Raw genomic sequence first — 25,246 nt, forward strand, 5'->3', positions numbered from 1 at the left:
CCGCCCTGCGTGGCGGCCGGGATCCGGCGCTCGGGGATGGAGGAATCAGGCTATGGCCAGCCCTGATATGGCATGCAAGCCGCCGTTGCAGCGAAGGCCATTTTCAGGGGCTGCCGGCGGCGCCGCCTTGCAGGTGTCCCTGCCCGCACCGCCCCGTCATGCGTCGCTGTTCGCTGCCGCCAGCCGCACCTGCTCGAGCAGCCGCTCCTCTGCATCGGTATCGGCATCGACTTGCGTGACCACGGTCCAGAAACCCGCGCATGTCTTGATCTGGTCGAAGGCCTGGCTCGTTTCCAGCCGCACCATGGTTTTCCTGAGGCTGTGCAGATAGCCTTCCTCGATGGCGCCCAGCTGCTCGTCATCGGCGGCGTCGATCAGCTCGATCAGCGCGCCGTCGATCCTTGCGCAGCCATCCGTCCAGAGTTGTCCCATTTCCGGCACATCGACCTCCATGCATTCGTTCGACCAGTCGGGAGGGTAATAGTCGCGCTTCCGGCTATCGGGATCGGTATCCAGGCTCAACGAAATGGATGGGAACGATACGGCGTTGAAGGCAAATGCTGAAAATGTCTGATCCTTGAAAGCGGACGCGCCAAGCGCCGCCAGCGACGCGCGGGCCAATTGGAACCACGTCTCTTCAACGTCGTATGCCGTTTCAAACGTGTGCCAGTCAAGCGGCGAATCGGGAGTCATGGGCATGGCGGGGCCTGTCGGAAAAATGGTGGTGGAAAGTGAGGGCAATTATACGATGCCCCTTCAAGGCGACAGGCGGCTCTGCGGTGTGCGGTGCGGCGACCGCCACCCGGCAAATAAAGGCGCTTGCGCGCCCTGCGCCCCGCATAAAAAAAGCCGCATCCCCCGATCAGGCGGATGCGGCTTTGCGCTAGCGCAAGTGACAGCTTACTTCTTCGCAGCCTTGGCCGCCTGCGGATACTTGACCGTCATTTCCTGCAGCAGATTATCCGCGTGGTCCACTTCCTTCATCACCCACAGCAGGTAGCGGATGTCGAGGTGGATGGCGCGCGTGATGGCCGTGTCGAAGTACCAGTCCTTGGTGATCGATTCATACGTCGAATCGAAGTTCAGGCCGATCAGTTCGCCACGCTTGTTCATCACGGCCGAGCCGGAATTGCCGCCCGTGGTGTCGGCGCTGGTCAAGAAGTTGACGGGCACGGTGCCCAGCACCGGGTCGCGGAACTGGCCATAGCGTTTTGCCTTGACGGCGTCGAGCAGCGCTTGCGGCGCTTCGAACGGGGCCTTGCCCGTGACTTTCTCGACGATGCCTTCCACGGTCGTGAACGGCCCCTTGGTGATGCCGTCGCGTGGCGAGAAGGCCGAAACGGTGCCGTACGTTACGCGCAGGGTCGAGTTGGCGTCAGGATACACCGGCTTGCCTTGCGATTTCTTCCAGGCAATCACAGCTTGCATGTATTGCGGAATCACGCGCTCCAGGTTGCCGTCGATTTCCTTGCGGCGCTCTTCCAGCGCCATTTCCACCGGCTGCAGCTTGATGGCCAGTTGCATGAAGGCGTCGTCGGACTGGGCAATCGCAGCCTGGTCCTTGTCCAGCCAGGCCAGGCGCTTGGCCGTGTCGGCCAGTTGCGTCTGCTGGTACAGGGCCGCCACGGCCGCTGGCACCGGCAGCAGCGCGTCCAGGCCTTGCGGATGGCTCTTCGCCGCCAGCTGGGCGTAGCGCTTCAGGCCCGCCTCAAAACGGGCCTGGTCGACCTTGTTGACGTACGACTGCTCCAGGCGCGCCAGGCGCGCCTTGATGAACGCCAGGTCGCGCTGCTGGAAGCCCGATTCGCGCTCGGCGTCCGGCTTCTGGCGCTCCTGCGACAAGCGGTACAGCGAGCGCGCGCTCTTCAGCAGGTCGCTGTTGGTGGCCACGGACCAGGCGAACTCTTCTTCGCTGAGGGCCATGTCGCTGGCGATCGCCGCGTCCAGTTCGGCCAGCAGGGTCGACGAGACATTCGGCTGCTTGGCATACCAGGCGCGGAACTCGGCATCCTGGCCATCCTTGATGGCGGCGATATCCTTGCGCGCGAAGCCGTCGAGCAAGCCCTGGGTTTTCTTCAGCACGTTGTTGATGCTTTTCACCACGCTGGCGTAGCGCACGGCGGCCGCCGCGTCGCCATTCGTGGCGTCGGCCATCACGGCCAGGTCGGCTTGCAGTTCCGACACTTTCAGCGGGAAGGCGGTATCGCGCGCGAAGCGGATTTCCGACGGCAGCTTGTAGCGGCTCGTGCGGCCGGGGTAGCCCGCCAGCAAGATACCGTCGCCGGCCTTCAAGCCTTCGGCCGAGACCACCAGGAAATCCTTCGATTTGTAGGGCACGTTGTCCGGCGACGGGTCGGCCGGACGGCCATCCTTGCCCACGTAGGCGCGCAGGAACGAGTAGTCGCCCGTGTGGCGCGGCCATTCGTAGTTGTCGATGTCGCCGCCGAAGTTGCCGATCTTGTCCGATGGCGCGTACACGAGGCGCACGTCGCGTATCATCATCTGGCGGATGCGGTAGTACTCGAGGCCGCGGTGGAAGGCGGGCACGGAGCAGCGGTACATCTTGTCCGTCTCGCATTCGGCGATCAGGTCCTTGATGCGCTTTTCCACGGCTTCATGGCGCGCGCGGCCCGTCATGTCGGCCGTCAAGCCTTTCAGGACGCGCTCGCTGACGTTTTCCACCTTGTCCGTCACATACACGAGGCTGTTCGGACCGCCCGGCAGCTCTGCGGCGCGCGTCTTGGCCAGGAAGCCGTTGGTGATGTAGTTGTGTTCGGGCGTCGAATTGCGCTGGATGGCGCCGTAGGCGCAATGGTGGTTCGTCACCACCAGGCCCGCGTCGGAGACGAACGCGGCCGAGCAGCCGCCGAGCGAAACGATGGCGCTCATCGGGTGCTTGCTCAAGTCTGCCAGTTTCTCGGCAGGAATCTCGATGCCCACTCTTTTCAATTCGGATTTCAGCTGCGGCAGTTGGTGTGGTTGCCACTGCCCTTCGTCGGCGTGTGCGCCGGCGAACGCGCCCAGCAAGGCGACTGGTAAAACGATTGTTTTGAACAAGATATGCCCCTCCATAAAAAGCAGGCGAAAGTATAGCCTGTCCAGCCTGCATGAGTCGGCAAAAATTATCCTGCTGCAATTACTGTATCGATTGCCGCATCAAACGGCTGGCCGCCCCGCGCCTTGCAAGGGGATCTGCAGGGCCAGCCGGCAACCGTCGCCCGAGGCCGGCGTGCCCACCTCGAAGTGCCCGCCCAGCGCCGTCACCCGCTCGGCAATGCCGATCAGGCCAAAGCACTGTTTCTTGCGCTGCTGCTGCGGCGTGATGCCGATGCCGTTGTCGCTGATGGCCACGTACACGGCGCAGGCATCCGAACTGAGTTCGATCTCGACCTGGCTGGCCTGGGCATGGCGCATGACATTGCTGAGCGCTTCCTGCACGATGCGGAACAGCACGATCTCGACCTGGCTGCCGATGGCGGCGAACAGGGCTTCGTCGCGGATCAGCAGGCGGCAAGCGACGCCGCTGCGCTTGCGGAAGTCGCCCACCTGCCATTCGATGGCGGCCTGCAAGCCCAGGTCCAGCGCCATCGGGCGCAATTCGTTCATGATGCCGCGCACGCTCTTGATGGTGGTGTCGACATTGCTGAGTACGGCGCCGACGCGGCCGTGCAGGCGCGGATGCGAGCCTTCCGTGCGCGCGCTGAGCATGGAGATGTCGATGCGCAGCGCCAGCAGGTTTTGTCCCAGTTCATCGTGGATATCGCGCGAGATGCGCTTGCGCTCGTCTTCCTTGGCCGTCTCCAGGTGCAGCGCCAGCTGGCGCAGCTGGGCGTGCGACTGGCGCAGCGCGCCATCCATCAGCTTGCGTTCGGTGATATCCGTGTGCGCCACCACCACGCGCAGCGGGCCTTCGCCGAGGAAACGGCTGACCCTGGCCTGCGACCAGCGCGGCCCGCTGCGCGCGGCGAATTCGTATTCCAGCGCATACGCGTCGGTGCCGCCCGTGATGACGGAGCGGATGCCGGCGGCCAGTTCGCGTCCGGCGCTGCGCTGCCAGCGCGCATCCGTCTCGCAAAATTCCAGGTAATGCAGTGGCCTTTCCATCTGCCCGACAAAGGCCAGGCAAGCCTGGTTCGCATGCACGACGCTGCCCGCCTGGTCCAGCACCAGCACGCGGTCCGTCAGCGAATCGATGGTGGCGTGGAAGAAACGCTCCGCATCGCGCAAGGCTTCCTGCGCCCGCTCGCGCTGCTGCACTTCCAGCTGCAGGTGCTGGTTGGCCCGCAGCAGCTCGGCCGTGCGGTCGATGACGCGCTGGTCCAGTTCGCGGTGCAGCTCGCGCAAGGCGGCCTCGGCCAGCTTGCGTTCCGTGATATCGGAAAACACGCCGACAAAGTGGCTGATGGCGCCGTCCGGCGTGCGCATCGGCGTGATCGACAGCGACTCGACGAAACGCTCGCCGTTCTTGCGCCGGTTGACCAGTTCGCCATACCAGCTGCCATCCTGCTGCAGGCTGCGCCACATGGCTTCATAAAACTGCGGCAGGTGCGTGCCGCCGCCGAGGAAGGATGGGTCGCGCCCGATCGCCTCTTCCGCCTGGTAGCCGGTGATGGCCGTGAAGGCGGGATTGACGGAAATGATGCGATTGCCGCTGTCCGTCACCAGCACGCCTTCGCGGATGGTGTCGAGGATGACGAAGGCGCGCCGCAGCGCCGACTCGCGCGCATGCTCGTCGCCCAGGTCCGTCACCAGCATGCGCGCCGTGGCGCTGGCGGTGTCGAAATTGGCTTCGATGCGCACCATGCCGCCAGTGCCGCCCGCTTCGCCTTCGAACAGCTGCGCTTCGAGCACTTGCCGCGCGCCGCTGGTGAAGACGGTGTCGAGGAAGCGCCGGAAGCCGCCCTGCGCATGCGGCGCGACGAACTGCTCGAAGCGCCGCCCCAGCAATTGGTTCTTGTCGCGTTGCAACAAGCCGCAGGCCGCCACGTTGGCGCGCGTGATGACGCCCTCGCGCGCCAGCGAAAAATAACTGACGGGCGCCTGTTCATACAGCTGCGCATAACGGTCGCGGCTGCTTTCAAATTCATTCTTCAGCTGTTCCAGCTCGGCCAGCGCCGCGCTCTGCATCTCCAGCTCGATCTGGCTCACCTGCAGCTCATGCAGCTGGCGCATCACCTCTTCATTCGACAGCACCGGCGGCACCTGCCGGCGCAACTCCGCCGCCAGTTGTTCGGCCTGCTCTCTCAGCCTGGCCGGCGTGAGTCCGCCGTCGAATGGCTCGCTCATGGCACGCTCGCGCCGCCATTGCCTGCAGCCGCGCCGCCGGACTGGATCTGGCGCAGCTGGGCTTCCAGCAGTTTCGATTCCGTGATGTTGATGAAAGTCACCACCACGCCGTCGATCACATTTTCTATCGTGCGGTACGGCATGATGCGCACGTTATACCAGCGCCCCGTCTTGGTCTGCACCTGGCGCTCGCAAAACACGAGGCTGCGGATGACTTCCAGCGCATCCGCTTCCAGCCCAGGGTAGTCGAGGTCGTTGACGATGTCGCTGAGCGGCCGGCGCAAGTCCGTCTGGATCAGCTTATAGATTTGCGTGGCCGGCGCCGTGAAGCGGCGGATGCGCAAGGCGCTGTCGAGGAAAATGGTGGCGATATCGGTACTATTGAGCAGATTCTTCATGTCGCTATTGACCAGCGACAAATCATCGACCTTCGATTGCAATTCCGCATTGACCGTGTACAGCTCTTCGTTAAGCGACTGCATCTCTTCCTTCGAGGTGGTCAGTTCCTCGTTCGTCGATTGCAATTCCTCGTTGGTCGACTGTAATTCCTCGTTGGCCGACTTCAGCTCCTCGCGCGAGGTCTGCATCTCGTCGCGCACGGCCTGGATTTCATTGCGCGCCTGCACCAGCTGCTGTTCCAGCTCCAGCACCTTGGGATTGGGCGAGCGGCCGCGGCGCGCCTCGGCCACCAGCGGCACGCTGGAAAACGTGACGAAGACCATGCCGCGCAGCGACTCGGGCTGGCTCAGCGCCTCGGCGCTCAGGTCCACGCCCAGCGACTGCCCCAGATGGTCCTTCACCACCAGGCCCTTCAGGCGCACCATGCTTTCGCTTTGCAGGGCTTGCTTGATGAGGTCGGCCAGTTCGTAGCGCAAGCCTTCGCGCGCCATCGCATGGATATTCCAGTTGGCCTTGCCGGCCGCCGGCTCGAGGAAGGCGCCCGTGCGGCCATTGATATACAGGATGTCCCCCTCCTGGTTCAGCAGCGCGGCGGCCGGTGAATATTTCTGGAGCAATAATTGCTCGACATGGGCTTGGATCTTTCCAGTCATGCTGACTTCTCTCGTGTCGCTCGGTGCCGGCGGCGAGGCCGCCGAAACCTTGGTGGGGAAATAGGTGGGCAGGCGCTGGCGCGCCAGATTGTCGAGGCGGCGGTACAGCCGGGTCGACGTGGTCAGCGGCGAAAACAGGTCGGAAAAATGACCGGGCGTATCGGCGCTACCCAGCAACAAGATACCATCGCGGTTCAAGGCGTAGTGAAACAGCGGAATCAAACGTTGCTGCAGCTTGGCATTGAGATAAATCAACAGATTGCGGCAGCACAGGATGTCGAGCTTGGTAAACGGCGGGTCCGAAATGATGTTTTGCTGGGCAAAGATGATCATGTTGCGGATCTCTTTCTTCACAAAATAATCGTTCTTCTCCAGCACAAAGAAACGCTCGATGCGCTCGGCGGACACGTCGCTGCGGATGGTTTGCGGAAAACGTCCCTGGCGCGCGCGGTCGATGGCGTCGGCCGACAGGTCGGTGGCAAAGATCTGCAGGCTGTACTTCGACGGCGGATTGATGTCGGCCACCACTTCGTGGAACACCATCGCCAGCGAATACGCTTCCTCTCCCGTGGAACAGGCCGGTATCCAGGCCTTGAAGGCGCGTCCGTCCGGGTGGGCTGCCAGCATCTGCGGCAAGGCCACCATCTTCAGGTATTCCCACACTTTCTGGTCGCGGAAAAAGCTCGTCACGCCAATCAGCAATTCCTTGAACAGCAAATCGATTTCCGTAGGGTTGGCGCGCAAGTACGGCGCATATTCGTCCATCGACGTCATCTGATACAAGCTCATGCGTCGCTCGATGCGGCGCAGCACCGTATTGATCTTGTAATCCGTGAAGCTGTTGCCCGTATGTTCGGTCAGCAAGCCGACGATGTCCTGCAGCGAATTGCGCCCGCTCGGTTCGTGGCCGGGCGAACTGAGGAAACTGCTGCGGAACAGGTAGTTGATGATCTTTTCCGGCATCTTCTCGGGCAGATCGATCAAGTCCACCACTTCGGCGGCAATCGCGCTTTGCGGCATCATGTCGAACTTGGCCGTGTCCGGGTACTGCGCCAGGGTCAGGCCGCCCGCGTGCTTGATGGCTTGCAGGCCCCGCGTGCCGTCGCTGCCCATGCCGGAAAAAATCACGCCCACGGCCAATTCGCCCAGTTCGCTTGCCAGGCTTTCGAAAAAAGTGTTGATCGGCAAGCGGTGCCCGCGCAGCTGCACCGGCTCGCTGAGCACGAAACGCCCCCTGGACAGGCTCAGGTCGGCATTCGAGGGAATCACATAGATATGGTTGGGGCGCAATTCCGCCTGGTGCGTGATTTCCGCGACGGGTATGCTGGTGGCGCGCTGCAGCAGTTCCGGCAGCATGGCCTTCTGCGTGGGATCGAGGTGCTGGACCACCACATAGGCGATGCCGCTTTCCTGCGGCACATTGGCCAGGAAAGCGACTATCGGGTCGAGTCCGCCGGCGGAAGCGCCGATGCCCACCACGGGAAAGACGATGGCGGCCACCTCGGGGACGGACAATGTGCTGTGTTTGCTGCGTGTCATCGTCTGCAAGAAAACAGCCACGGCAAGACTGCGGGGCTGGCAATTGATAATCTTGCATTCTAGCACTCAAGCCGCGCCGAAATCCCCGAAATTGGCGCCGGGCTTGCACCCTGCGCGCCCTCGCCGTTTACTGCGCCTGCGGCGTATGCCAGCCGCCGCCGAGCGACTGGATCAGGGCCACGGCCGTCGTCTGGCGATCCGCCTGTGCCTGCACCAGGGAACGGCGCGCCGACAGGGCCGTCACCTGCGCCGTCACCACGTCCGTATAGCCGACCTGGCCCGCGTTGTAGCGGTTCAGCATCTGCTGTTCCACCTGGTCGGCGGCCGCCGACGCCTGCTGGCGCAAGGCCAGCTGCTCGGCCAGCGCGCGCGTGGCCGACAGCTGGTCTTCCACGGCGCCAAAGGCGGCCAGCACCGTCTGGCGGTAGCGCGCCACGGCCGCCTCGTGGCCGGCCCTGGCCGCGTCCACGCTGGCCGTCGTGGCGCCCGCGTTGAACAGCGTCTGCGCGGCCGACACGCCCAGCGACCACAGGCTGCTCGATGCATTGAACAGGTCGCCCACCTTGCTGGCGCCCGAGCCGTAGGAACCCGTCAGGTTCAGGCTCGGGTAGTAGGCGGAACGGGCGATGCCGATCTGCTCGTTGGCCACGGCCACGCGGCGCTCGGCGGCGGCGATGTCGGGACGGCGCTGCAGCAGGGTCGACGGCACGCCCAGCGGCACGTCGGGCACGGTCAGGGTCCACGGCGCCACGGCCAGGCTGCAGTCCGATGGGGCGCGGCCCAAGAGGATGGCGATCGCGTGTTCGAGCTGGGCGCGCTGACGCGTCTGGCTCGACAGGTCGATCTGCGCATTGGCCAGCTGCGTCTGCGCCTGCAGCAGGTCGGACTTGGCGGCGATGCCGGAATTGAAGCGGTTGCTGGTGATGTCGAGCACGCGCTTGTAGCCGTCGATGGTGGCATTGAGCAGCGCGATCTGCGCATCGCTCTGGCGCAGCGAAAAATAATTGGTGGCCAGCTCGCCCTGCGCCGACAGGCGCGCCGCGGCCAGGTCCGCCGCGCTGGCGGCGGCGCTGGCGTCCGCCCCCGTTACGCCGGCGCGCAGCTTGCCCCACACGTCCGGTTCCCACGACGCGCCGATGGCGGCCTTGAAGTTGTTGTTCGTCTGCTGCTCGCCGCCGCCACCCGAGCGGGCGCCGCTGCCCGTCAGATTCACGGTCGGGAATAGCGACGCGCGCTGTTCGCGCACCAGCGCGCGCGCCTGCTCGTACGCGGCGATGGCTTCCGCGACGTTCTGGTTCGACACTTCGATGCTGTCGGCCAGCCGGTTCAGTTGCGCGTCGCCGAACAGGGTCCACCATGGGCCGCGCTCGAGGGTATCGGCCGGCACGGCGGGCTGCCAGCCGGCCGCCTCCTTGAACGCCTGCGGCGCGGCGGCCGTCGGCACGTCATACGCGGGGCTGACGGCGCAGCCGGCCAGCAGGACGAAGGCGGCCGCGGTGGCCAGCGACAGGACATGCCGGCGCAGGCGTGCGGGAACGGCGGACTGGATAGGTTTTACTTGCTTCATGATTGTGTGCTCGGGTTATCTGGCCCAGGAATGCGGCTCAATTGCTGCTCGTCGGCGCTGCGCGTGCGCAGCTTGTCGAGCAGGATGTAGACCACCGGGGTGGTCAGCAATGTGAGTAACTGGCTGGCAATCAGGCCGCCGATGATGGCGACCCCCAAGGGCTGGCGTAGCTCTGACCCCTCGCCGAAACCGATCGCCAGCGGCAAGGCGCCAAGCGCCGCCGCCAGGGTGGTCATCAGGATGGGGCGGAAACGCAGCAAACATGCCTCGCGCACCGCTTCCACCGCTGTCAGGCCGCGCGAACGCTCGGCCTCCAGCGCGAAGTCGATGATCAATATAGCATTTTTCTTCACGATACCGATCAATAGGAACACGCCGATCAGGGCTATGATGGAAAATTCCATGCGGAACAGCAGCAGCGCCAGCACGGCGCCCACGCCCGCCGAGGGCAGGGTCGACAGCACGGTGACGGGGTGGATCAGGCTTTCGTACAGGATGCCCAGCACGATGTAGATCACCACGATGGCCGCCAGGATCAAGAGCGGCTGCTCCTTGTTGCTGTCCTGCGCGCTCTTCGCCGAACCCTGGAAGCTGCCGCGCACGTTGACCGGCATGCCGATTTCCGACTCCGCCTGGGCCACGGCCGCCTGGCCGTCGCTGAGCGGATAGCCGTCTGCCAGGTTGAACGACACGGTGGTCGCCAGTTCGCCGCCCTGGTGGTTGATCGACGTCGCCGTCGAGCTTTCCGCGAAGCTGCTGAACGACGACAGCGGCACCATGTGCGCCAGCGTGGTGGACAGGGCCGAGCCGCTGGACGGGTCGCGGGCCGCCGTCGTGTTGGACGTCGCCGCGCTTGCCGTCGCGGTGGCGGTGGCCGTGGCCGTAGCGGTAGTACTGGCGGCAGCGGCGGCCGCATTCGAGGCCGGCACGTAGACGGAGCGCAGCGCTTCCGGGCTTTGCGCATAGCGCGGCGCCACTTCCATGATCACATGGTACTGGTTCAGCTCATCGTAGATGGTCGCCACCTGGCGCTGGCCGAAGCTGTTGTACAGCGCATTGTCGATATCCCTGACTTGCACGCCCAGCTGCGTGGCGCGGTCCTTGTCGATGGTGACGAAGGTTTCCACGCCGTTTTCCGCCTGGTCCGTGTCGACGTCGATCAGGGCCGGCTGCAGCTTCATCTGGTCGGCCAGTTTCGCCGCCCATTTCTTCAGGTCCGCCTGGTTGTCGCTGATCAGGGTGTACTGATAGGTGGAATTGCTCGAGCGCCCGCCCATGCGCAGATCCTGCACGGGGTTGAGGAACAGCGAAATGCCCGTCACCTTGGCCAGCTGCGGACGCAGACGGGCGATCACGGCCTGGCCCTTGTCCGTGCGCTGCGACGCCGGTTTCAAATCGATGAACATGAAGCCGCCGCCCGCCCGTCCGCCGCCCGTGAAGCCCACGACGGTGGCGACGGCGGGATCGTCCTTGATGATGTTGACCAGCTGGCGCAGCTTGCCCTGCATGGCCTGGAACGAGATGCTCTGGTCGGCGCGCATGCCGCCATTGATCTGGCCCGTGTCCTGCTGCGGGAAGAAGCCTTTCGGCGCGGCCGCGAACAGGTACACGTTCAGGCCGACGACGAACACGAGGATGGTCATCACCAGCGCGGCGCTGGACAGGGCCCAGTCCAGGCAGTGCTCATAGACGTTCAGCATGCGCTCGAAGCCGCGCTCGAACCAGCGCGCCACGGCGCCGGGCGGCTTGTGCTGCTGGCCGCTTTTCAGCAGCCAGGCGCACATCATCGGCGTCGTGGTGAGCGAGATCACCAGCGAAATCATGACGGCGGCCGACAGGGTCACGGCAAATTCGCGGAACAGCCGTCCCACCTGCCCGCCCATGAACAGCAGCGGGATGAAGACGGCCACCAGCGACAGGCTGATCGACAGCACCGTGAAGCCCACCTCGCGCGCGCCCAGCAGGGCCGCCTTGAAGCGGTCCATGCCGGCCTCGATGTGGCGCTGCGTGTTTTCCAGCACCACGATGGCATCATCGACGACAAAGCCGGTGGCCACCGTGAGCGCCATCAGGGAAAGGTTATTCAGGCTGAAGCCCAGCATGTACATCACGCCGAAGGTGCCCAGCAGCGAGACGATGGTGGCGACGGCGGGGATGATGGTGGCGCGCACGCTGCGCAGGAAGGCGCTGACCACCAGCACGACGAGCACGATGGACAGGATCAGCGTGAATTCGATCTCGTGCAGCGAGGAGCGGATGGAATTGGTGCTGTCGGACGCCACCTGCAGCTTGATGTCGCCGGGCAGCTGCGCCTGCAGTTGCGGCAGCAGCGCGCGCACGCCATCGACGGTGGCGATGACGTTCGCGCCGGGCTGGCGCGTGATCAGCACGATGACGGCGGGGTCGCCGTTGAACAGGCCCAGGGTATTCGTGTTTTCCACGCCGTCGACCACTTCGGCCACGTCGTCGAGGCGGATGGCGGCGCCGTCGCGCCAGGCCACCACCAGGCTGCGGTAGTCGGCCGCGCTGCGCCCGCCCGAAGCCGTGTTGGCGCCCGAGTAAATCTGCAGGCTGCGCTCGTCGCCGGAGATCGCCCCCTTCGGCCGGTTGGCGTTGCTGGCCTGGATGGCCGCGCGCACGTCTTCCATCGACACGGCATAGTGATTGAGCTGGTAAGGCAGCAGTTCCACGCGCACGGCCGGCAGCGAGCCGCCGCCCAGTTCCACGTCGCCCACGCCCTTCACTTGCGCCACTTTCTGCTGCACCAGGTTCGAGACGGCATCGTAGATCTGGCCCGGCGTGCGCGTCTTCGACGTCAGCGCCAGGATGATCACGGGCGCGTCGGACGGATTGGCCTTGCGGTAGGTGGGGTTGCTGCGCAGGGTGGCCGGCAAGTCCACGCGCGAGGCGGCAATCGCCGCCTGCACTTCGCGCGCGGCCGAATCGATCTTGCGGTTCAGGTCGAACTGCAAATTGATGCGCGTCGAACCCGTGCCCGAGGACGACGTCATCTCGTTCACGCCGGAAATGACGCCCAGGCGCCGCTCCAGCGGCGTGGCCACCGAGGTGGCCATGGTGGCCGGACTGGCGCCGGGCAGGCTGGCGCTGACGGAGATGGTCGGATAATCGACTTGCGGCAGCGGCGAGACGGGCAGCACGAAGAAGGCGCCGACGCCCGCCAGCGCGATGCCGATGGTCAGCAGCACGGTGGCGATGGGGCGCTTGACGAACGGTTCGGACAGGTTCACGCGGCGCTCCCCGCACCCGGCTTGTCCAGGTTCACGCCGCGCGTCTTCGGCGCGAAGCGCTGGCCCAGGCGGTCAAAGGCCAGGTAGATGACGGGCGTGGTAAACAGGGTCAGCACCTGGCTGACGATCAGGCCGCCGAAGATGGCCAGGCCCAGCGGACGGCGCAACTCGGCGCCCTCGCCCCAGCCCAGCATCAGCGGCACGGCCGCGAACAGCGCCGCCAGCGTCGTCATCAGAATCGGACGGAAGCGCAGCAGGGCCGCCTGGTGGATGGCTTCCTGCGGGCTCTTGCCCTCGTCGCGTTCGGCCTCGATGGCGAAGTCGATCATCATGATGGCGTTCTTCTTGACGATGCCGATCAGGAGGATGATGCCGATGATGCCGATCACGCCCAGGTCCTGCCCCGACAGCATCAGCGCCAGTAAGGCGCCCACGCCGGCCGACGGCAGGGTCGACAGGATCGTCAGCGGGTGGATGTAGCTTTCATACAGCACGCCCAGCACGATGTAGACGCAGACGACGGCGGCCAGAATGAGCCACAGCTGGTTCGACAGCGAATTTTCATACGCGCCGGCCGCGCCGAGGAAGGTCAGCGTCACCGACGGCGGCAAGGCGATATCCTTCGCCGCCTGGCGGATGGCGTCGACGGCGCTGCCCAGCGCCACGCCGTGTGTGGTGTCGAAGCCCAGCGTGGTGGCCGGGTATTGCGCCACGTGCGTGATCTGCAGCGGCGCCTGTTTTTCGCTGACGCTGGCGAACGCGGACAGCGGCGTCGACTTGCCGGAGCCCGTGCGCACCTGCAGGTCCGACAGGTCGGACGGCGTGGTGACGATGCCGGGCTGTGCTTCGAGGATGACGCGGTACTGGTTGGTTTCCGTGAAAATCGTCGAAATGATGCGCTGGCCGAAGGCGTTGTACAGCGCGTCGTCGACGGTTGCCGTGGTGATCGACATGCGCGCGGCGCTGTCGCGGTCGATCGCCACGCTGACGGCGGCGCCCGTGGCGCCCGCGTCCGTGACGACGTTGCGCAGCTGCGATTTTTCGCGCATGCGGGCCGCCAGCTTGCCGGCCCACTCGGTGACGGTGGCCGTGTCGGCGCCTTCGAGCGAGACGCGGTACTGCGTCGGACCCGATTCCGCATCGATGGTCAGGTCCTGCGTCGGCTGCAGGTACAGGGTCACGCCGGCCACCCTGGCCACGCGGCCGCGCAGGCGTTCCATGATGTCTTCCTGGCTGTCGCTGCGCGAGCGCTTGAGATTGATCAGCATGCTACCCGTGTGCAGCATGGTATTGTTGGCCGCATCGACGCCGACGAGGGAGCTCAGGGTGTCGACATCGGGGTCTTCCAGCAACGCGCTGGCGGCCGCCTGCTGCAGCACGGCCATGCGCTCGTACGAGACGGCTTGCGAGGTTTCCAGGCGCGCCTGCAACTGCCCCGTGTCCTGCGTGGGAAACAGGCCTTTCGGAATCGTGACGTACAGGATCACCGTCAGCAGCAAGGTGGCCAGGGCCACGAGCAGGGTCAGGCCCTGGCGCTTCAGCACCCACACCAGCGCATGGTCATACTGATGGATGACACGGTCGAGGAAAGCCTGGATGCGCTGCCCCGTGGCGCTGACCTTTTCATCGGCGTGGCTTTTCAGCCAGCGCGCCGACATCATCGGCACCAGGGTCAGGGACACCACGGCGGAAATGAGGATGGTGATGGCCAGGGTCATGGCAAATTCGCGGAACAGCCGGCCCACGACATCGCCCATGAACAGCAGCGGAATGAGCACGGCGATCAGCGACACCGTCAGCGAGATGATGGTAAAGCCGATCTGCGAGGCGCCCTTCAGGGCGGCAGCCATCGGCGTTTCGCCCTCCTCGATGTAGCGGGCGATGTTTTCGATCATGACGATGGCGTCGTCGACGACGAAGCCGGTGGCGATCGTCAGCGCCATCAGCGACAGGTTGTTCAGGCTGTAGCCGAGCAGATACATGACGCCGCAGGCGCCGATCAGCGAAATCGGCACGGACAGGCTGGCGATCACCGTGGCGCGCAGGCTGTGCAGGAAGGCGAAGATCACCAGCACCACCAGCAGCACGGACAGCAGCAGCTCCATTTCCACGTGTTCGACCGAGGCGCGGATACCCGTCGTGCGGTCGCTCAGCACGTCGAGCTTCATGGCCGCCGGCAGGCTGGCCTGCAGGTCCGGCAGCAGGGCCTTGATGGCGTCGACCGTCTTGATGACGTTGGCGCCGGGCTGGCGCTGCACGTTCAGGATGATGGCCGGCTGCTTGCCCGACCAGGCGCCCAGGCGCGTGTTTTCCGCGCTGTCGACGACGTTGGCGACGTCGGACAGGCGCACCGGCGCGCCGTTTTTATAGGTGATGATCAGGCGCTTGTAGTCTTCCGCCGTCACCAGCTGGTCGTTGGCGTTGATGGTGAACGAGCGCGTGGGGCCGTCGAAACTGCCCTTCGCGCTGTTGACGTTGGCCGCCGCGATGGCCGTGCGCAGGCTGTCGAGACCGAGGCCGTACGAGGCCAGCAATTTGGTGTCGCCCTGGATGCGCACGGCGGGACGCTGGCCGCCGGACAGCGACACCAGGCCCACGCCGTTGACCTGGCTGATCTTCAGCGCCAGGCGCGTGTTGACGATGTTCTGCACCTGCGTCAGCGGCATCGTGTCCGACGTGATGGCCAAGGTCAGCACGGGCGCGTCGGCCGGATTGATCTTCGCGTACACGGGCGGCGCCGGCAAGTCGGTGGGCAGCAAGGAACCGCCCGCGTTGATGGCGGCCTGCACTTCCTGCTCGGCGACGTCCAGGGTCTGGCCCAGCGTGAATTGCAGGGTGATGATGGAAACGCCGGCCGCGCTGGTGGAACTCATGCGCTGCAAGCCCGACATCTGGCCGAACTGGCGCTCCAGCGGCGCCGTCACGGTCTGCCCCATGACTTCCGGGCTGGCGCCCGGATACAGGGTCTGCACCTGGATGGTGGGGAAGTCCACCTGCGGCAAGGCGGCCAGCGGCAGGAACTTGAAGCCGACCAGCCCCGCCAGCACGATGGCCAGCATCAGCAGCGCCGTGGCGACGGGGCGCTGGATGAAGGGCGTCGATGGACTCATTGCGCGGCGCCCTTCGCTGGCGCCGTGGCTGGCACGGCAGCTGGCGCGCTGGCCGCGGCGGCAGCCGGGGCCGAGGCGGCCGGTGCGCTGGCCACGCCGTCAGCGTGCTGGCGGCGGTGGCGGCGTTCGCCGTTTGCACCGCCGGCGCCCGCGCCGCCGGCGGCTGGCTTGTCGCCGGCCAGCATGACTTTCGCGCCTTCCTTCAGGCGGTCGGCGCCTTCCGTGATGACCTGTTCGCCCGCCTCCAGGCCGGCGCGGATTTCCACCATGTCGGTGGTGGCCTGGCCGCGCGTGACCATGCGCACGGTGACCGTCTTGTCGGCTTTCAGCACATACACGAAGTCGCCGTTGTTGCTGTGGCGCAGAGCCGTGACGGGCACCAGCACGGCGCCCGTGATATTGCCCAGCTCCAGGCGCACGTTGACGAACTGGCTGGGGAACAGCGCCATCTTCTCGTTGGTGTAGCGGGCCTTGGCGCGCACGGTGCCCGTCTGCACGTCGACCTGGTTGTCGAGCGCCGTCAGGCTGCCCTGGTCCAGCGTATGCGTGCGCGTGCGGTCCAGCGCCAGCGCGGCCAGGGCCGAGCCGCCATTCAGGCGTTCCTGGATGGTCTGCACCTTATCCTGCGGCACGGAGAATTCCACGTCGATGGGCGAGAGCTGCGTCACCACCACCACGCCGCCCGTGTCGCCGGTGCTCACCAGGTTGCCGATATCGACCACTTTCAGGCCGGCGCGGCCGCTGATCGGCGACACCACCTTGGTGTAGCCGAGGTTCAGCCGGGCCGTGCCTTCGGCCGCGCGGTCCGTCATGACGGTGCCTTCCAGCTGCTTGACCAGGGCCGCCTGCGTATCGACGTCCTGGCGCGCGATGGAATCCTGGCCCAGCAGGGTTTGATAGCGCTTCAGGGTCAGGCGCGCATTTTCCAGCTGCGCCTCGTCGCGCTGGCGCTGGCCCGTGGCCTGCATCAGCGCCATTTCGAACTGCGCCGGGTCGATCTGCGCCACCACCTGGCCCGCCTTGACCATGCCGCCTTCCTTGAATTTCAGCTCCTTCAGGATGCCCGACACCTGGGGGCGCACCGTCACGGTCGATGCCGCCGTCACCGTGCCCAGCGCATCGAGCACCACGGGCAGGTCCGACTTCACGGCCGTGGCCACGCCGACCGTGGTCGATGGCGCGCCGCGGCGCCCACCGGGTCCGCCTGGCCCGCCAGGGCCGCCGGCGCCTGGCTGCGCGCTGACGCCCGTATGGGTCAGATACCAGGCACCGCCGCCCAGCGCGGCCATCACTGCCAGCGCGATGACGCTGCCGACGATTTTCGAACGGCGGCTGCGCCGCGGGGTATTGGGTGCTGTCTGCGAATCCATCGCTTATCCTTGTATAGGCCGCTGGCACGGCGAGTCTGTGGCGCCGGCCGAGGTGGGACACACTCAGGCCGGACGACCGTTTTTCGGGGTTGGTATCGTTACAAAGCCACAGGGAGTCAAGAGCTGAAAATCAGCTGAAAAAACATCGCTCCCCATCGTGAAACGACTCTAGCATAGTCATGTATCTGTTTCATTTCCACTTGAAACAATTCCACACGACGGCACGCACGCGGCCAGGCCACGCGTGCCGGCGACCTGCCTGCCCTCTATGGGGAACGATGGAAAAATCAGGCTTGCGGGGGTGGGCGCCACGGTGCCGGCGCGCCGCGCGCGACTGGCATGCAGATACAAACTCGCTACAAATCTCCCGCCGATCCGCTTGACCGGGGGCCAGGCGGCGCTTCAAGCGGCCGCGGGCGCCCGCACCGCTTTACCTGGATTGACAGCGGCGCCCTACAGCGTCATGCCGAGGATGACGTCCTGATAGTCGGTGCGGCCCACGCGGAAGGTGCGCCGTCCCACCTGCGCAAAGCCGCAGCGCACATAAAATGCCAGCGCATCGTGGTTTTCCGCGTACACCCCCAGCAGCACCCGCCCCGCCCCGCCGGCGCGCGCCTGTTCCAGTGCCGCCTGCATCAGGCGCTGGCCTACGCGCTGGCCCTGGAAACGGTGCAGCAGGTAGATGCGCTTGATTTCCAGGTCGCGCGGATGCGGATCGGCCACCGGCAGGCTGGCCGGACTGAGGACCAGGTAACCGACGGGCGCGCCGCCCGGCATGGCTTCGGCCAGCCACAGCCGCATGGCCGGCAGCGCCAGCCAGTCGCGGTACAGCTGCGCGTCATGCTGGCGCGCGCAGTGGGCGATGACGTCGGCGCCATCGAGAATGCCGGCGAAGGCCTCGAGGAAGGTCGATTGCCCGACCAGCGCCAGCGCCTGCTCATCGCCCTTCGCGCAGGGCCGGATGGTAATTGCCGGCGCAGTTTGTCCGCTCATCTCGCTTGCCATGCCTTGCTCCTGATATGAAACAAGCCGGGCGAAGCCGGCTTGGGTATGTCATCTATATTGCCGTGTAACGCCTGACAAAATCGTAGCGAGCGAAGATGAGTTGTGACCGAGAAGCGGAGCTGTGCTTGAACACAGTGAGCATCGCAGGCCGCAAATCATCGAGCGCAGTCGATTTGGTCAGGTGTTATTTACTGCCGAGTGGCACTTCGCACAGGCAGTGCGTCAGGGCCATGAACGGCTTGCGCTCGCGCGTGATGCCTGACAGCCAGCTCAGGTCCTGCGCCATCCCCAGCGCCGCGTCGGCCGGCAAGCCGCTCGTGGCCAGGCCCAGTTTCACGTGCTCGCCCAGTCCCAGCGACGCCATGGCCTTGGAGCCGAACATGCCGATCAGGCGATCCACGTTCGACGTTTCCTGCTCCAGATAGGTCACGCGGTAGTCGGCGCCCAGATTGGCGCGCTTGGCGGCCGATGCCAGCGCATCGCCATAGCTGCCGATGCGGTCGACCAGGTTGCGCTCTTTCGCCTGCAAGCCCGTCCAGACGCGGCCCTGCGCCACTTCATTGATCTTTTCCGGCGTCGTCTTGCGCGCCTTGGCGGCCAGGTTCAGGAAGTCGCCATACACGTGGTTGATCGAACCCTGGATCACTTGCGCGAAGCGCGGATCGAGCGGACGCAACGGGTTGCCGGCGTCGGCCAGCCACGTGGTGGGCGAGCCGGCCGTATGGATGCCCAGCTTTTCCACCACCTTGTCAGCCGTCGGCAAGATCGCGAACACGCCGATGGAACCGGTGATGGTGGCCGCGTCGGCGATCACTTCATCGGACGAGGTGCTGATCCAGTAGCCGCCCGAAGCGGCCACGTTGCCCATCGAGACGACCACCGGCTTGCCGGCGGCGCGCGTCAGTTCCAGTTCGCGGCGTATCAGTTCCGAGCCGAAGGCGCTGCCGCCCGGCGAATCGACGCGCAGCACGACGGCCTTGATCGACTTGTCTTCGCGCGCCTGGCGGATCAGGCGCGAGGTGGACAGGCCGCCGATGGAGCCCGGCGGCGCGATGCCGTCGCCGATTTCGCCGGAAGCGATGACGACGCCGACGGCATCGCCGATATGCACGGGACGCAGGCGCGCCAGGTAGTCGTTGTAGGCGATCTGGCGGAAGTTCGTGCCTTCCGTGTTTTTCGCGCCGCGCGCCATCATGAACTGGCGCAGTTCATCGCGCGTTTTCAAGCCGTCGACCAGCCTGGCGTTCAGCGAGACCTTGGCCAGGTCGCCGTCGGCGGCCGTCAGCAAGGCAGGCAGCCCGTCGATCGCCTGCATGATGGCGCCGGCCGGCAGCTTGCGCGCCTTTTCCACGTCCGTCGTGTAGGTGGTCCACAAGCCATTGTTCAGGTAGCGATCCGCTTCGGCCGCCGCTTCGGACGGGCCGTTGGCGATGAAGGGTTCGGCCGCGCTTTTATACGTGCCCACTTTCAGCAGGTTGACCGTCACGCCCACCTTGTCGAGCGCATCGCGGTAGTAATTGCGGTAGCGGCCGAAGCCTTCGAGCATGACGCCGCCCATCGGGTGCACGAACACTTCATCGGCCTTGGCCGCCACCAGGTACTGGCGCTGGTTATAGCTGGAACCCCAGGCCGTCACTTTCTTGCCGCTGGCGCGGAAACGCTCGACGCCGGCCGCCACTTCGCGCAGCGAAGCCAGGCCGCCGCCCTGCAATTCATCGAGCAGGATGACCATGGAACCGATATTGCCATCCTTGGCCGCCGTGTCGAGCACGGCCAGCACGTCGCGCAGCTGCACGCTTTTCTTGACTTCGCCGCTGACATTGGCCAGCACCGCTTCGCGCACGCCGCCCGGCGTCTCCTCCACCAGCGGGCCTTGCAGGTCGAGCACCAGCGTGGTTTTCTCGGGCAGGGGCTTGACGCCGCCGCCGAAGATGGCGATCAGGATGGCGATGACGATCAGCAGGAAAATCAGATTGAAGACCGCGCGGCGCGTGGCGTCCAGCGCGCGCCAGAATGCGCCAAAACCGCGGCGCAGCGGCGGGAACGGGTTGAGTGACATTGATGCTCCGTGAGGTTATTTACCTAAAGGAAACCAATATAACTGAAAATGCCCGGAATCGTCTTATTTTGACAAGGGTGCGGCGCCCTCGCCGCCCTGCCCCGTCGGCGTGGAAATGAGGAACAGGCCGCCCAGCACGAGGGTACCATTCAGGATCAGCAATTCCAGGCCGATACGGTAGTGCGCAAACAGCAGCGCCTGCTCTTGCTCGATCAGCGCACACAGCAGCGGACCGGCCACGGCCACCAGCGGCACCCAGCGGTCGCGCACGCCGCGCCGGCTCAGCAAGCCGAAGGCAAACAGGCCCAGCAGAGGGCCATAGGTGTAGCTGGCCAGCTTGAGGATCACGCCTATCATGCTGGGACTGTCCATCCACTTGAAGGCCATGATCAGGATCAGAAACAGCGCGGAAAAACCCAGGTGCACGCGGCGGCGCCAGCGCATCTGCGCCGCCGGGCTCAGCTCGGCACGCCGCTGCACGCCGAGGATATCGATGCAGAAGGTCGACGTGAGGGCCGTCAGCGCCCCATCGACGCTGGGAAACAGCGCGGAAATGAGGGCGATGAAGAAGATCAGCTGCACCACGGCAGGAAAGTGTCCGAGCACCACGGCGGGGAACAGCTTGTCGCCCGTGGCCGTCACGCCCGCCAGCGGCGCATACAGGTGCAGCAAGCCGCCGAGGAAGAGGAACAGCAGCAGCACGCCGGTCAGCACCACGGTCAGGCTGAGCATGTTCTTTTGCGAGTCGCGCAAGGTCCGCACGGAAATGTTCTTTTGCATCATCTCCTGGTCCATGCCCGTCATGGCAACCGTGATGAACATGCCGGCGATGATGTGCTTCCACACATAGGCGGGACTGTCCGGGTCGACGGTGAAGATGCGCGTGAGTCCCTGCGCGCGCATGCGCTCGAGGCTGTCGATGAGGGACAGGTCCATCTCGCGCAGCAGGAACACGCTGCAGATGACGAGGCCGGCCAGCATGCACGCCGTTTGCAGGGTATCGGTCCAGACGATGGTTTTCACGCCGCCTTCATACGTGTACAGCAGGATCAGCAGCAGCACGACGCACGCCGTCAGCCAGAACGGCACGCCGAAGCTGTCGAGGATGGTCGCCTGCAGGATGTTGACCACCAAATACAGCCGCGCCGTGGCGCCCAGCAGGCGCGACAGGATGAAAAACGCCGCCCCGCTCTGGTAGGAACGCCGGCCCAGGCGCAGTTCCAGGTAGCGGTAGATCGACGTCAGCTGCAGCCGGTAATACAGCGGCAGCAAAATAAACGTGATGGCCAGGTAGCCCAGCACATAGCCTATCATCAGCTGGATATAGCCGAAGCCGTCGCGCCCCACGGCGCCGGGCACGCTGATGAAGGTGACGCCGGTCAGCGTGGTGCCCACCATGCCGAAGGCCACCAGCATCCAGTTGCTGTCCTTGTTGCCGATAAAAAAGCTGTCGTTGGTCGCATGGCGCGAGGTGCGCCACGCCACGCCCAGCAGGATCAGGAAATACGCGAGGACGACGGAAAACAGGATGGCGGGAGACATGGGCGACGCGCTGGCGGCATGGTTGGACAGGGGCAAGAATATACAGCAAGGCGCGCCGCCATGCCGCAGGCAGCGTCCTGATCCGGTTGCCGCCGCTCCCCCGCGTGCCGCCTAGTTGTCGCGGATCTCGAAGAACTGCAGTGTTTCCGCGACCGGCTGATCCTTGCATGTGCCGCTGCCGCGCAACATCACCGGCTTACCCGAGGCAAATGCCATGAGCAAGCCTGCATAGTATTCCTTGGCACGCGGCCGCTTGAAGGAGAAGGAAAAATAGTTACCGTTCGAACCATGGCAGGCGGGTGCGTCCACCACGCCGCCCACGGGATACACATATACCAGGTCCGCGTCCTCGAACACCAGAATGGAACTGATTTTGGCAATGGCATAACCGGCGCAGGCCGCGCCGCTCAGTGATACACCGAATATCAATCCCAGCAACTGCAAATGCATCTTTTTCATGACGGCTCCACTTAAATTATAATTTTAGCATCTTGCCCAGTAGAAAGAATAGGGATGGCAACGTCTGGCGGCAGGTAACTTGCTGGCAGAAAACAATAAAACGGGCGAGAATAGCGCTTCCCTCCCTCTTGCGCCCTGTGCGCCCACTCCCATGTCCGATACAGCCACGTCCACCCTGCGCCTGCGCGCCGATATCAATCCGAAACCGCTGGGCATTGCGCTGTTGCTCATCCTGCTCGGCGCGTGGTATCTGGCGCAGACGGTGGGCGCCACGCAGTCCGCGCTGTACGTGGTGGGAGCCTTGCTCGGCGTCACCTTGTACCACGCGGCGTTCGGCTTCACGTCTGCCTGGCGCGTCTTCATTGCCGATGGCCGCGGCGACGGCCTGCGGGCGCAAATGCTGATGCTGGCCGTCGGCGTGGCGCTGTTCTTTCCCGCGCTGTCGGCCGGCACCTTGTTCGGCACGCCCGTCGCGGGCCTCGTCTCGCCGGCCGGCACGTCCGTCATCGTGGGCGCCTTTATCTTCGGCATCGGCATGCAACTGGGCGGCGGCTGCGCGTCCGGCACCCTGTACACGGTCGGCGGCGGCAGCACGCGCATGCTCATCACCCTGGTCGCCTTCATCATCGGCTCGGTGATCGGCACCGCCCACATGCCGTTCTGGACATCGTTGCCGCAGCTCAAGCCCATCTCCGTCGTCACGACCCTGGGCCTGGCGCCCGCGCTGGCGCTGAACTGGATAGTCTTTGCGCTGATCGCCGCCATCACGGTGTTCGTTGAAAAACGCCGCCACGGCCGCCTGATCGCCACGCCCCTGCGCCCGACCCATGCCTCGCCGTGGCTGCACGGCCCGTGGCCGCTGGTGGCGGGGGCCGTCGCGCTCGTCGTGCTGAACTTCGCCACCCTGGCGTTGTCGGGCAAGCCGTGGGGCGTGACGTCCGCCTTCGCGCTGTGGGGCGCCAAGGCCGCTTCGCTGGTCGGCATCGATACGGCCAGCTGGGCCTACTGGTCCACCAAGGCCAACGCCGCCGCGCTGGCTGCGCCGCTGACGCAAGACAAGACTTCGGTGATGGACATCGGCATCGTGCTTGGCGCCATGCTGGCGGCGGCGCTGGCGGGCCGCTATGCGCCCGTGTGGCGCATCCCGCTGCGCTCGATTATCGCGGCCGTGGTCGGCGGCCTGCTGCTCGGCTATGGCGCGCGCCTCGCGTATGGCTGCAATATCGGCGCGTATTTCAGCGGCATCGTCTCGGGCAGCCTGCACGGCTGGCTGTGGCTGGTTTGCGCCTTCCTGGGCAACGTCGTCGGCACGCGCCTGCGTCCATGGTTCGGCCTGGAGGTGGAAAGAGTGAAGCCGACCGGCTGCTGAAACAGCCGCGGCGGGCCAGTCCGCTGGCCGGCCCGCGTATCGTTAATGCCCTACCGCATGGATCGATTTCTCGCCGCCGGTGCGCACGGGAATGGGATTGATGCGGTCCAGGCGGCCACTGAGGGCCGTCAAGCCGAATGCGCCCAGCACGACCAGTGCGCCTATCCAGCCCGTATGCACGAGGCCCAGGCGTTCGACGATCAGGCCGCCGCCCCAGGCGCCGCCGGCGATGCCCAGGTTGAAGGCAGCGATGTTCAAACCGGAAGCCACGTCGACGGCGCGCGGCGTGAAGTGTTCAGCCTGCTGCACGACATACACTTGCAAGCCGGCCACGTTACCGAAGGCCACGGCGCCCCACAACAGCACGGTCATGACCACGAGAACCGGGTGCGGCGCCGTGAAGGTCAGCAGCAACAAGACGGCGGCCAGCAACACGAAGATCAGTTTCAGGGCGCTGACGGGTCCCCGCTTGTCGGCCAGCTTGCCACCCCAGATATTGCCGAAGGCGACGGACACGCCATACACGAGCATCACCACGCCCACGGCGCCGGCGCCAAAGCCCGACACTTGCTGCAGGATGGGGGCCAGGTAGGTAAAGGCGATGAAGGAGCCGCCATAGCCGACGGCCGTCATCGCATACACCAGCAACAGACGGGGCTGGGCCAGCACCTGCACTTGCTGCAGCAGGGACGCCGGTTTGCTATGCGCGATATTGGATGGCACATACAGCAGGCTGCCGACGAAGGCGACCAGGCCCAGGGCCGAGACGGCCAGGAAAGTTTCGCGCCAGCCGAAATGCTGGCCGATAAAGGTACCGAGCGGCACGCCCGTCACCAGGGCCACGGTCAAGCCCGTAAACATGATGGCGATGGCGCTGGCCGCCTTGTCTTTCGGCACCAGCGAAGTGGCGATGGTCGAGCCGATCGAGAAGAACACGCCGTGCGCCAGCCCCGTCAGGATGCGGGCCACCACCAGGGTTTCATAGCCGGGCGACTTCCAGGCCAGCAAATTTCCCAGGGTAAACAAGACCATCAGCGACAGCAGCAGGGTCTTGCGGGGAATCTTGCCCGTCAGGGCAGTCAGGACGGGCGCGCCCACGGCGACGCCCAGCGCGTACAGGCTGACCAGCAAGCCGGCCGATGGCAAGTTGACGCCCAGGTCCGCGGCGATGGTGGGCAAGAGCCCGACGATGACAAACTCGGTGGTTCCGATGGCAAATGCGCTGAGGGTCAGCGCGAGCAAGGCAATGGGCATGAAAGACTCCGATATAAGTGCATGCAAAGGGTATGCAAATGCAAGGCTTGCAGTATCGGGGCTTTCTTTGTTTCGAAAAATACGTCTCCGGACAGAAGATATTTGCCCATGAGTCAACAATATGAACATCAACCATCGCGCCTCCGGCACCATCCATAGCGCCGTCCAGCAGCGCCAGCGGCATGGCCGCGCTGCCTGGCGCCCTCATGCGGGCGCCAGGCAGCTGTTTTTGCAGCTGTTTTTGCAGCTGTTTTTGCAGCTGTTTCTGCGGATGTTTCCTCTATTTCCTCTATTTCCTCTATTTCCTCTATTTCCGCTATTTCGGCTATTTCGGCTATTTCCGCAGCATTTTCTCCTTCCATGCCTCCATGAATTATTGCCTGGCT

The 25,246-nt window shown here is 65.1% G+C and carries 15 protein-coding genes; 1 reads left to right on the forward strand and 14 read right to left on the reverse strand.

Translation table 11 applies throughout. The features are described from left to right. Positions 1–156: 156 nt before the first annotated feature. The 12 genes from AC1RDJ_RS17860 to AC1RDJ_RS17915 form a co-directional block, all read right to left on the reverse strand. Positions 157–699 (reverse strand): DUF4303 domain-containing protein, encoded by a 543-nt coding sequence (locus AC1RDJ_RS17860; RefSeq protein WP_156894722.1) that lies wholly within the window; start codon positions 697–699, stop codon positions 157–159. Positions 700–900: 201 nt separating this feature from the next. Continuing rightward, complete coding sequence (locus tag AC1RDJ_RS17865) at positions 901–3,057, reverse strand: S46 family peptidase (protein ID WP_493028285.1); 2,157 nt, start codon at positions 3,055–3,057, stop codon at positions 901–903. 99 nt (positions 3,058–3,156) lie between these two features. Further along, the gene (locus AC1RDJ_RS17870) at positions 3,157–5,286 is read right to left on the reverse strand and encodes a PAS domain-containing sensor histidine kinase (protein WP_232251108.1); all 2,130 of its coding nucleotides are present in this window, start codon (positions 5,284–5,286) and stop codon (positions 3,157–3,159) included. After that, positions 5,283–7,877, reverse strand: a complete 2,595-nt coding sequence (locus tag AC1RDJ_RS17875; RefSeq protein WP_289885807.1) for a chemotaxis protein CheB — start codon at positions 7,875–7,877, stop codon at positions 5,283–5,285. The genes AC1RDJ_RS17870 and AC1RDJ_RS17875 overlap by 4 nt, the downstream gene beginning before the upstream one ends. Positions 7,878–8,004: 127 nt before the next feature. After that, complete coding sequence (locus tag AC1RDJ_RS17880; RefSeq protein ID WP_493028286.1) at positions 8,005–9,444, reverse strand: efflux transporter outer membrane subunit; 1,440 nt, start codon at positions 9,442–9,444, stop codon at positions 8,005–8,007. Then, entirely contained in the window at positions 9,441–12,692 is a 3,252-nt protein-coding gene (locus tag AC1RDJ_RS17885) for an efflux RND transporter permease subunit (RefSeq protein WP_493028287.1), read from the reverse strand. The genes AC1RDJ_RS17880 and AC1RDJ_RS17885 overlap by 4 nt, the downstream gene beginning before the upstream one ends. Beyond that, entirely contained in the window at positions 12,689–15,802 is a 3,114-nt protein-coding gene (locus AC1RDJ_RS17890; protein WP_071322828.1) for an efflux RND transporter permease subunit, read from the reverse strand. Before AC1RDJ_RS17890 ends, AC1RDJ_RS17885 begins: the two co-directional genes overlap by 4 nt. Then, positions 15,799–17,172: an efflux RND transporter periplasmic adaptor subunit gene (locus tag AC1RDJ_RS17895; RefSeq protein ID WP_493028288.1), complete on the reverse strand. Its 1,374-nt coding sequence runs from the start codon at positions 17,170–17,172 to the stop codon at positions 15,799–15,801. Before AC1RDJ_RS17895 ends, AC1RDJ_RS17890 begins: the two co-directional genes overlap by 4 nt. 453 nt (positions 17,173–17,625) lie before the next feature. Continuing rightward, positions 17,626–18,165 carry a GNAT family N-acetyltransferase gene (locus AC1RDJ_RS17900; RefSeq protein WP_493028289.1) on the reverse strand — a complete coding sequence of 180 codons (540 nt, stop codon included), beginning with the start codon at positions 18,163–18,165 and terminating at the stop codon, positions 17,626–17,628. Positions 18,166–18,361: 196 nt separating this feature from the next. After that, positions 18,362–20,236 (reverse strand): signal peptide peptidase SppA, encoded by a 1,875-nt coding sequence (gene sppA, locus AC1RDJ_RS17905; RefSeq protein WP_493028290.1) that lies wholly within the window; start codon positions 20,234–20,236, stop codon positions 18,362–18,364. A gap of 63 nt (positions 20,237–20,299) precedes the next feature. Continuing rightward, positions 20,300–21,778 carry a sodium:solute symporter gene (locus AC1RDJ_RS17910; protein ID WP_493028291.1) on the reverse strand — a complete coding sequence of 493 codons (1,479 nt, stop codon included), beginning with the start codon at positions 21,776–21,778 and terminating at the stop codon, positions 20,300–20,302. A gap of 111 nt (positions 21,779–21,889) precedes the next feature. After that, positions 21,890–22,237, reverse strand: a complete 348-nt coding sequence (locus AC1RDJ_RS17915) for a hypothetical protein (protein WP_083411687.1) — start codon at positions 22,235–22,237, stop codon at positions 21,890–21,892. A gap of 151 nt (positions 22,238–22,388) precedes the next feature. Here AC1RDJ_RS17915 and AC1RDJ_RS17920 point away from each other — a divergent pair, with 151 nt between their 5' ends. Beyond that, positions 22,389–23,606, forward strand: a complete 1,218-nt coding sequence (locus AC1RDJ_RS17920; protein ID WP_493028292.1) for a YeeE/YedE family protein — start codon at positions 22,389–22,391, stop codon at positions 23,604–23,606. Between the two features lie 42 nt (positions 23,607–23,648). Here the strand turns inward: AC1RDJ_RS17920 and AC1RDJ_RS17925 are convergent, their stop codons facing one another. Next, on the reverse strand, positions 23,649–24,860 hold the full coding sequence (locus AC1RDJ_RS17925; protein ID WP_493028293.1) for an MFS transporter: 1,212 nt from the start codon (positions 24,858–24,860) through the stop codon (positions 23,649–23,651). Positions 24,861–24,988: 128 nt separating this feature from the next. Then, positions 24,989–25,222 carry a hypothetical protein gene (locus tag AC1RDJ_RS17930; RefSeq protein WP_493028294.1) on the reverse strand — a complete coding sequence of 78 codons (234 nt, stop codon included), beginning with the start codon at positions 25,220–25,222 and terminating at the stop codon, positions 24,989–24,991. Positions 25,223–25,246 lie beyond the last annotated feature (24 nt).

The organism is Janthinobacterium sp. GW822-FHT07H10 (assembly GCF_058798675.1).

Coding starts and splice junctions, on each gene's coding strand:
- AC1RDJ_RS17870 (WP_232251108.1), bottom strand. CDS start 5,286: ATGAGCGAGCCATTCGACGGCGGACTCACGCCGGCCAGGCTGAGAGAG.
- sppA (WP_493028290.1), bottom strand. CDS start 20,236: ATGTCACTCAACCCGTTCCCGCCGCTGCGCCGCGGTTTTGGCGCATTC.
- AC1RDJ_RS17860 (WP_156894722.1), bottom strand. CDS start 699: ATGCCCATGACTCCCGATTCGCCGCTTGACTGGCACACGTTTGAAACG.
- AC1RDJ_RS17925 (WP_493028293.1), bottom strand. CDS start 24,860: ATGCCCATTGCCTTGCTCGCGCTGACCCTCAGCGCATTTGCCATCGGA.
- AC1RDJ_RS17890 (WP_071322828.1), bottom strand. CDS start 15,802: ATGAGTCCATCGACGCCCTTCATCCAGCGCCCCGTCGCCACGGCGCTG.
- AC1RDJ_RS17895 (WP_493028288.1), bottom strand. CDS start 17,172: ATGGATTCGCAGACAGCACCCAATACCCCGCGGCGCAGCCGCCGTTCG.
- AC1RDJ_RS17880 (WP_493028286.1), bottom strand. CDS start 9,444: ATGAAGCAAGTAAAACCTATCCAGTCCGCCGTTCCCGCACGCCTGCGC.
- AC1RDJ_RS17915 (WP_083411687.1), bottom strand. CDS start 22,237: ATGAAAAAGATGCATTTGCAGTTGCTGGGATTGATATTCGGTGTATCA.
- AC1RDJ_RS17930 (WP_493028294.1), bottom strand. CDS start 25,222: ATGGAAGGAGAAAATGCTGCGGAAATAGCCGAAATAGCCGAAATAGCG.
- AC1RDJ_RS17875 (WP_289885807.1), bottom strand. CDS start 7,877: ATGACACGCAGCAAACACAGCACATTGTCCGTCCCCGAGGTGGCCGCC.
- AC1RDJ_RS17910 (WP_493028291.1), bottom strand. CDS start 21,778: ATGTCTCCCGCCATCCTGTTTTCCGTCGTCCTCGCGTATTTCCTGATC.
- AC1RDJ_RS17900 (WP_493028289.1), bottom strand. CDS start 18,165: ATGAGCGGACAAACTGCGCCGGCAATTACCATCCGGCCCTGCGCGAAG.
- AC1RDJ_RS17920 (WP_493028292.1), top strand. CDS start 22,389: ATGTCCGATACAGCCACGTCCACCCTGCGCCTGCGCGCCGATATCAAT.